Genomic DNA, 8,075 nt, shown 5'->3' with positions numbered 1-8,075 from the left:
CCAGCACGGCCAGGAACTCGCCGGGCCTTACGTCGAGGTCGAGACCGCTCCACACCTCGCGGTCGCCGTAGGACAGGGCGGCCGCACGCAGTGTGACGACAGGCGTGCCGTCCTGCCCGGGTATCGGGGTCACTTGGCCAGCGCGCTCGCGAGCGCGTCGAGGTTGGCGGTCATCCAGCCGAGGTAGTCCTTGCCCTTGGGCAGGGTCTCGGTCACGGGCACGACGGGGATGCCGGCCGCCTTGGCCGCCGCCTCGGCCTTCACGGTCTGGGGGCCGGAGGTCTGCTCGTTGGAGATGAGGGCCTTCACCTTCCGGCCGTCGAACAGCGCGAGGCTTTTCTGGAGGACGCGCGGGGAGACGTCGTCGCCCTCCTCGATCGCCTCGCTGAACTCCGCGGGCGTTCGGTTCACCAGGCCGCTCGCCTCGATCATGTACAGCGGCACCGGTTCGGTGATGGCGACCGAGTCGCCGCCGTGCGCCCTCTTGATCTGCGCCTCTTCGGCTTCCAGGGGCGCGAGCTTCGCCTTGAAGGCGGTGGTGTTCTTCTCGAAGGCGGTGGCATCGCCCGGGTCGGCCTTGGCGAGGGCGGTGGAGATCCGGTCGGCGACCTTGGCGACGGTGGGGAAGTCGTACCAGACGTGCTCGTTGAGTTCCCCGCCCTCGGGCGCGGTCTTGCCGGACACGTCGACCGCGTTGATCACCTGGGCGGAGTCGTTGTGTCCGCTGTTGAGCATGTGGTCGACGAAGTCGTCGTAGCCGCCGCCGTTCTCGATGACGACCTTCGCCTTGGACAGGGCCAGCTGGTTCTGGGGGTCGGCCTCGTAGGAGTGGGGGTCCTGGTCGGGGTCGCTGATGACCGAGGTGACGTCGACCCGGTCGCCGCCTATGCGCCGGGCGATGTCGCCGTAGACGTTGGTGGAGGCGACCACGGCCACGCGGGCCGGTGTGCTCTTGCCGTCGGCCGAGTCCGACGAGCTGCCGCAGCCCGCGAGCAGGGCCAGTGACGCGCTGGTCAGAAGCGCGAGGCGGCGGGACGTGGACAAGGACATGACTCCTCCAGGGTGGGCGGGCACGGGGTGATCGACGGGCATCACGCTAGATGGGAATGAATGTCAAAAGCGGATTCGGGCCGAAGTCATGTGAAAACCATTGCCGGCTATTGGGGATTGCTGGACTGCCTATCCAGGTGCTGGACTTGTGGTCTAAGGTGAGGGAGGTGAGAGGAGGAGGGGTGAGCAGCGAGACGGATGCCGAGCGGGACGCGATCCTCACGGCGCTGACGCCGGTCGTGGACGGAATCGCCGCGACCTTCGGACCGGTGTGCGACATCGTGCTGCACGACTACCGGAAGCCCGAGGAATCGGTGGTGGCCGTGGCCGGATCGGTGACCGGGCGCGCAGTCGGCGGCGCGATGAGCGAGATCGGCATGCGCGTCCTCGCCCGCGGCGACGAGGCGGAAGACGAACTGAACTACGTCACCCGCACCCGCAGCGGCACCCTGGTGAAGTCCTCCACGATGGTGCTGCGGGACTCCACGGGAGCCGTGTTCGGCGCCCTCTGCGTCAACGTGGACGTCGGCGCAGTCACCCAGGTCCACGGCCTGCTCGGCGCGCTGGCCGGACTCGGCGAAGCCCCGGCGGAGCTGCCGACCACCACCTTCGGCAACGACATCGATTCCGTGGTCGACGCCCTTGTCGACGTCCACCGGTCGAAGCAGCGGGGCAGCTGGGCGGAGCTCGACCGCGCGGAGCGCCTGGAGCTGTTCGGCGGGCTGGACACCCGCGGTGTCTTCGCTGTGCGCGGCGCCGTCGAACAGGTCGCCGCCCGGCTCGGCATCTCCCGCGCCTCCGCCTACAACTACCTGTCCCGGGCCCGGGCCGCCCACGACGCATCCACCGGAGGACCCGCGTGACGACCACCACCCCACCGGTCACCCTCGACGACGTCCGCGACGCCGCCGCCCGCCTCCAAGGGGTCGCCCACCGCACACCCGTGCTGCGCTCCCGCACCCTCGACGCGCTCACCGGTGTCGAAGTCCACCTCAAATGCGAGAACTTCCAGCGCGTGGGCGCCTTCAAGTTCCGCGGCGCCTACAACGCCGCCTCCCGTCTCACCCCCGAGCAGTTGTCCCGGGGCATCGCCGCCTACTCCTCCGGCAACCACGCCCAGGCCGTCGCCCTGGCGGCCCGCGAGCTGGGCACCACCGCGGTCATCGTCATGCCGGAGGACGCCCCGCCGTCGAAGCGTGCGGCCACCGCCGGCTACGGCGCGGAGATCGTCACGTACGACCGCTACACCGGCGACCGCGTCGCCATCGCCGAGGCCCTCGCCGCCGAACGCGGCCTCGCCCTCATCCCGCCCTACGAAGACCCGCACGTCATGGCAGGACAGGGCACGGCCGCTCTCGAACTCCTCGAAGAAGCCGGAGAGTTGGGTGCGCTGCTGACGCCGGTCGGCGGCGGCGGCCTGATGGCCGGCAGTGCCACGGCCGCCAAGGGCCTGCAGCCCGGCATCCGCACCATCGGCATCGAGCCGGAGGCCGGGGACGACACGAAGCGTTCGCTGGAGGCCGGCCGGCGCATCAGCATCCCGGTCCCGCACACCATCGCCGACGGCCAGGCCCTGCACACCCCCGGAGAGTTGACCTTCTCGGTCAATCAACGGCTCCTCGACGACGTCGTCCTGGTCACCGACGACGAGATCCGGGACGCGATGCGGTTCGCCTTCGAACGCCTGAAGATCGTCGTCGAGCCGAGCGGCGCCACCCCCCTGGCGGCCCTGCTCAGCGGCCGGGCGGGCACACTGCCGCGCCGGGTCGGCGTCATCATCTCCGGCGGGAACATCGACACCGGGCGCTTCGCCGACCTCTGCCGCGGCGGCGGCTGAGGGGCGTTCCCCGAATGGCGGCCCGGGGTGGCAGGGCGGACGATTGAGTGGTAGCGGGCCGGCCGCCGACGGCGGTGTCCAGGGCCGCCGGGGAGAGCCGGCCCCCGGCCGCGGTGCGTCGCGGCCGGAAAGGAGCCCGTCATGCTGGAAGTGAAGACGCTCGACAAGCCCGACGAGCGGCGTGATTTCCCCCGCGGCCACCTCGAAGCCATCCACATGACGGAGCTCGACTTCGCCGTGGCCACCTTCGAGCCCGGCTGGCGCTGGACGGAATCCATGGCCCCGATCGCGGGCACCGCGACCTGCCAGATGCATCACTACTGCTACATGGCCCAGGGCCGCATGCACATCCGCATGGACGACGGCGGGGAGACCGAGGTCGGCCCCGGCGACGTCTTCGTCTGCTCGCCCGGTCACGACGCCTGGGTCGTGGGTGACGAGCAGGTCGTCGTCTACGACTTCGAGGGACAGACGGCGAAGGAGTACGCGAAGCAGGAGTAGCACCCCCCGGCCGCGCGGGCGCGTCACACGGTGACCACCACCTTCGCCCGTCCACCAGCTCCTCGACCGCGACCTGCCCTGGGACGAGGCCCAGCGCGCCTTCATGCGGCAGCACCGGCCGCAGTCGCTGCTCCAGCGGCTGATCGAGCCGGAGGAGATCGCCCACATGGTCGTCCACCTCGCCTCCGACCAAGCCTCGGCCACCACGGGCGGCGCCCTGCGGGTCGACGGCGGCTACGTCGACTCGATCCTGCCCTGAGCCCGGATCAGTCCTCGTCGACGAGGATCACTTCCAGTGTGCGCGGACCGTGCACCCCCTCGACCCGGTCCAGTTCGATGTCGCTGGTCGCCGACGGCCCGGAGATCCACGTCAACGGGCGCGCCGGATCGAGGCGTTCGAGCCCCTGCGGCACGGACGACACGACCTGGCCCGGGACGCGTACGACACAGATGTGGTGGTCCGGGACGAGTGTGATCCGGCGGCGGCCCTGGTCGGGCGAGCCGTCCAGCACGAGGGTGCCGGTCTCGGCGATGGCGACCGCGCAGCCGGTGACCACGCTGTCGACCCGGTCCAACTCGTGCGCGGTACTCGCGGCACGGTCGTGCACCTGCGTCGCGTCGGACTCCCTGAGCCAGTGCGGCGGCAGTCCGGGCGGGCCCAGCACGGTCCGCGAGCCCCGCTCGGCCAGCAGCCTCGTGATCAGCTCCGCCAACTCCTCGTCCGCGCAACGGTGCACGATCGCCCGGTAGTCCGCCAGGTTCTCCGCCAGCAGATCCACCGTCTCCGCGGCGCTCCGCTGCCCGTGCTCACGGAGATAGTCGCGCTCCACCGCCTGCTCGTACGGGGTGTCGTCCTGTGGTCCGTCCGCCAGCGCGCGCCGCACCCGCCCCAGGATCCGTTCCCTGCTGTTCACCTGTCCCCGTCCTTCCCACCGCGCGTCCGCTGCCACCAGTCCCGGAACGGTTCCGCGGGCATCGGCGGCAGCTCCCGGGTCCCGCTCCAGGCCCGCCCTGGACCGGGCAGCGTCCGGGGATGGAAGCGACGCGTCCGGGAGGCGGCGCGCTGTCCCGCGCGCAGTGCACCCGGGTGCAGGAACGCCCAGCGTGCCGCGCGCATCGCCGCCCGCTCGGCGGCATGTCCCTTGGCGGGCCGCAGCACCACCTTGTTGCCGGCCCGCGTGACCTCACCGCCCTGAACGACCCGCTCCCGCAGGTGCACCAGCACCTCGGGGATGTCGATGGCGACCGGGCACACCTCGTAGCATGCCCCGCACAGCGACGACGCGTACGGCAGCGAGGCGTCGATCTCGCTTCCTGTGCCCCGCAGTTGAGGGCTGAGGATGGCGCCGATCGGCCCCGGGTACACCGACCCGTAGGCGTGGCCGCCCGCCCGCTCGTAGACCGGGCACACGTTGAGGCACGCCGAGCAGCGGATGCAGCGCAGTGCCTGCCGGCCCACCTCGTCGGCGAGGGTGTCGGTGCGGCCGTTGTCCAGCAGCACCAGATGGAAGGTGCTCGGTCCGTCGGCCGTCTCGGAGTCCGTCGTGCCGGTCCACGTCGAGGTGTAGGGGTTCATGCGCTCGGCCGTGGAGGAGCGGGGGAGGGTCTGCAGGAACACCTCCAGGTCCTGCCACGTCGGCACGATCTTCTCGATGCCGACGACCGAGATCAGCGTCTCGGGCAGGGTCAGGCACATCCGGCCGTTGCCCTCGGACTCGACGACCACGAGCGTGCCCGTCTCGGCGACCATGAAGTTGGCGCCGGAGATGCCGACCTTGGCCCGCAGGAACTTCTCCCGCAGGTGCAGGCGGGCGGCCTCGGCGAGTTCGGCCGGTGTGTCGGTCAGGCCCTCGGGAGCGGGGCGGCCCCACTCGCTCATCTCGCGCGTGAAGATGTCCCGGATCTCGCCCCGGTTGCGGTGAATGGCCGGGACGAGGATGTGCGAGGGCCGGTCCTTGCCCAACTGCACGATCAGCTCGGCGAGATCGGTCTCGTAGGCGTGGATGCCCTCGGCCTCCAGCGCCTCGTTGAGCCCGATCTCCTGCGTGGCCATCGACTTGACCTTGACGACCTCGGACTCGCCGGTCATCTTCACGAGCTGCGTGACGATCTCGTTGGCCTCGTCCGCGTCGGCGGCCCAGTGCACGACGCCGCCCGCGGCCGTGACCGACTCCTCCAACTGCACGAGGTAGCGGTCGAGATGACGCAGCGTGTGGTCCTTGATGCGCTTGCCCGCCTCGCGCAGCTCGGCCCAGTCGGACACCTCCGTCACGGCCTTCGCCCGCTTGGCGCGGATGGTGTGCGTGGCGTGCCGCAGATTGCCGCGCAGGGTCGCGTTCCGCACGGCCTCCCGCGCGGCCTCCGGAAACGCCGGCATGCCGAGATACGTCCCGCTCATACGGCCGGTTCCTCCTCCGTGCTCGCCAGGATCTCCGCGATGTGCACCGGCCGCATGCCGGTCCGCAGCCGGGCCATCGTCCCGCCGATGTGCATCAGGCAGGAGTTGTCGGCCGCGCACAGCACCTCGGCGCCCGTCGACTCGGCGTTGCGCACCTTGTCCGCGCCCATCGCCGCCGAGACGTCGGAGTTCTTCAGCGCGAAGGTGCCGCCGAACCCGCAACACTCGTCGGCCCCCGGTAGTTCGGCGAGCTCCAGGCCCTTCACCGCCTGGAGCAGCCGCCGCGGCCGCTCGCCGAGCCCGAGGCCGCGCAGTCCGTGGCAGGTCGGGTGGTAGGTCACCTTGTGCGGGTAGTACGCCCCGACGTCCGTCACGCCCAGCACGTCGACCAGGAACTCCGTGAGCTCGTACGTCTTGGGGACCACAGGCGCCAGGGTGGCCGCGAGGGTGCCCCCGCGCCCCTCGGCCCGGGCCCGCTCGCCCATCCGCGGATACAGCTCCCGCACCATCGCCCCGCACGACCCGGACGGCGTCACGATCGCCTCGTACGCGCCGAAGACATCGGAGAAATGCCGGGCGAGCGGCTCGGCCTCGTGGCGGTATCCGGTGTTGTAGTGCGCCTGCCCGCAGCAGGTCTGCGCCTTCGGGAAGTCGACGTCGACGCCCAACCTGGTCAGCAGCTTCACCACGGCGCGCCCGGTGTCCGGATACAGCGTGTCGTTGACGCAGGTCAGGAACAGGGCGACACGCATCGCGGCTCCTTGTGGTCGGTCATCGGATGAGTGCAGCGTAGTAGGGGGACAACGTGCGGGGGAGGCCCGTCAGTGCCCGGCGAGCCGGGCCTGTGCGGCGTGCCACCGCTCGGTCCCGCCCCGGGGCTCGTACCGCGTGAGCGGCTGCGTGTTCACGAGCAGCCGCCGCATTCCGGCCAGGTCACCGACCAGCCCGTGCGCCCGCGCCTGCACGAGGACGTTGCCCAGCGCGGCGGCCTCGGTCGGCCCCGCCACCACCGGCAGCCCGCAGGCGTCGGCGGTCAGCTGGCACAGCAGCGCGTTGCGCGTACCGCCGCCGACCACATGGACGACGTCGACCGCGTGCCCGGCGAGCCGCCGGGCGTCCTGGATCGCCTTGCGGTGTGCGAGGGCCAGGGAGTCGAGGATGCAGCGGGTCACCTCGGCCGGCGACTCGGGCACCGGCTGCCCCGAGAGCCGGCACGCCTCGGCGATCCGCTCGGGCATCCGCCCCGGCGCCAGGAACGCCGCGTCACCCGCGTCCACGACCGACCGCAGCGCCGGAGCCTTGGACGCCTCCAGCAGCAGCGCGCCCAGGTCCGTCTCGCCCCAGGCCCGCACGCACTCCTGGAGCAGCCACAGGCCCATGATGTTCCGCAGGTAGCGGACCGTGCCGTCCAGTCCCAGCTCGTTGGTGAAGTTGGCCGCCCGGCTCTCCTCGGTCAGCACCGGCGCGTCCAGCTCCAGACCGGCCAGCGACCAGGTGCCCGTGCAGATGTAGGCGAACCGCTCGCCCGACGCCGGTACGGCGGCGACCGCCGAGGCGGTGTCGTGCGACCCCACGGCCGTCACCGGCACCGGGCCGGCGAGCCCGGTCTCCTCCAGCACCTTGCCGCGCAGCCGCCCCGCCGGATCGCCGGGTTGCCGCAGCGGTGCGAACAGGTCCAGGTCGATGCCGAGCCGGGAGGCGATGTCGTACGCCCAGTCGCGCGTCCGGGGATCGATCAACTGAGTCGTGGACGCGTTGGTCAGCTCGGTGCCCTGCTCGCCGGTCAGCCAGTACGTCAGCAGGTCCGGCATCAGCAACAACCGCCGGGCCCGGGCGAGCTGAGCCGTCGATCGCGCGGCGGTCAGCTGGTACAGGGTGTTGAAGGGCGCGTACTGCAACCCGGTCGCGGCGTACAGCTCCGCCGCGGGCACGGTCGCCCACACCTTGTCCGCGACACCCTCCGTCCGGGAGTCCCGGTAGTGCACGGGGTTGCCGAGCAGTGCCCCGTCCGTGTCCAGCAGCCCGTAGTCCACGGCCCAGCTGTCGATGCCGACGGAGTCGAGTCGTCCACCGCAGTGGGCACCGGCCGCCTTCAGGCCGTCCAGCACCCCGGCGTACAGCCCGAGCACGTCCCACCGCAGCCCCTCGGGCAGCCGGACGGGCCGGTTGGGGAAACGGTGGGCCTCGGCGAGCTCCAGGCTGTCCGGGCCGACGCCCCCTGCGGCTCCGGACCTCCCTCAACCGCGCCGCCCAGAGACACAGCGCCGGCATGGCCCGAAGCCAGCGACT

Annotated in this window: 7 protein-coding genes and 3 pseudogenes; 4 read left to right on the top strand and 6 right to left on the bottom strand. The window is 71.6% G+C overall.

The genetic code is table 11. The features are described 5' to 3' along the window. Window positions 1–133 (bottom strand): annotated as a pseudogene (locus tag ABZ281_RS27615) (ABC transporter ATP-binding protein); the annotation flags it as partial. After that, window positions 130–1,050 carry a zinc ABC transporter substrate-binding protein gene (locus ABZ281_RS27610; RefSeq protein WP_356659711.1) on the bottom strand — a complete coding sequence of 307 codons (921 nt, stop codon included), beginning with the start codon at window positions 1,048–1,050 and terminating at the stop codon, window positions 130–132. The pseudogene ABZ281_RS27615 and the gene ABZ281_RS27610, both read right to left, overlap by 4 nt. Before the next feature lie 182 nt (window positions 1,051–1,232). Here ABZ281_RS27610 and ABZ281_RS27605 point away from each other — a divergent pair, with 182 nt between their 5' ends. The 4 genes and pseudogenes from ABZ281_RS27605 to ABZ281_RS27590 all read left to right on the top strand — a co-directional run. After that, window positions 1,233–1,913 carry a PAS domain-containing protein gene (locus ABZ281_RS27605; RefSeq protein WP_356659709.1) on the top strand — a complete coding sequence of 227 codons (681 nt, stop codon included), beginning with the start codon at window positions 1,233–1,235 and terminating at the stop codon, window positions 1,911–1,913. Continuing rightward, entirely contained in the window at window positions 1,910–2,887 is a 978-nt protein-coding gene (locus tag ABZ281_RS27600) for a pyridoxal-phosphate dependent enzyme (RefSeq protein ID WP_356659707.1), read from the top strand. The genes ABZ281_RS27605 and ABZ281_RS27600 overlap by 4 nt, the downstream gene beginning before the upstream one ends. Window positions 2,888–3,028: 141 nt before the next feature. After that, window positions 3,029–3,388: a cupin domain-containing protein gene (locus ABZ281_RS27595; protein WP_356659705.1), complete on the top strand. Its 360-nt coding sequence runs from the start codon at window positions 3,029–3,031 to the stop codon at window positions 3,386–3,388. Between the two features lie 49 nt (window positions 3,389–3,437). Then, window positions 3,438–3,647, top strand: a pseudogene (locus ABZ281_RS27590) (SDR family oxidoreductase); the annotation flags it as partial. A 7-nt stretch (window positions 3,648–3,654) separates the two neighbouring features. Here the strand turns inward: ABZ281_RS27590 and ABZ281_RS27585 are convergent. The 4 genes and pseudogenes from ABZ281_RS27585 to ABZ281_RS27570 all read right to left on the bottom strand — a co-directional run. Beyond that, window positions 3,655–4,302 carry a lactate utilization protein C gene (locus ABZ281_RS27585; protein WP_356659703.1) on the bottom strand — a complete coding sequence of 216 codons (648 nt, stop codon included), beginning with the start codon at window positions 4,300–4,302 and terminating at the stop codon, window positions 3,655–3,657. Continuing rightward, entirely contained in the window at window positions 4,299–5,786 is a 1,488-nt protein-coding gene (locus ABZ281_RS27580) for a LutB/LldF family L-lactate oxidation iron-sulfur protein (RefSeq protein ID WP_356659701.1), read from the bottom strand. Before ABZ281_RS27580 ends, ABZ281_RS27585 begins: the two co-directional genes overlap by 4 nt. After that, window positions 5,783–6,538: a (Fe-S)-binding protein gene (locus ABZ281_RS27575; RefSeq protein ID WP_356659699.1), complete on the bottom strand. Its 756-nt coding sequence runs from the start codon at window positions 6,536–6,538 to the stop codon at window positions 5,783–5,785. Before ABZ281_RS27575 ends, ABZ281_RS27580 begins: the two co-directional genes overlap by 4 nt. Window positions 6,539–6,607: 69 nt before the next feature. Beyond that, window positions 6,608–8,005, bottom strand: a pseudogene (locus ABZ281_RS27570) (FGGY-family carbohydrate kinase); the annotation flags it as partial. Between the last annotated feature and the right edge of the window lie 70 nt (window positions 8,006–8,075).

Origin of the sequence: Streptomyces sp. NPDC006265 (assembly GCF_040613555.1) — a bacterium.
In the GTDB taxonomy this organism is placed as follows: domain Bacteria; phylum Actinomycetota; class Actinomycetes; order Streptomycetales; family Streptomycetaceae; genus Streptomyces.
The sequence above is the reverse complement of the archived record's forward strand: the minus strand, read 5'-3'. Positions and strand labels throughout refer to the sequence as shown.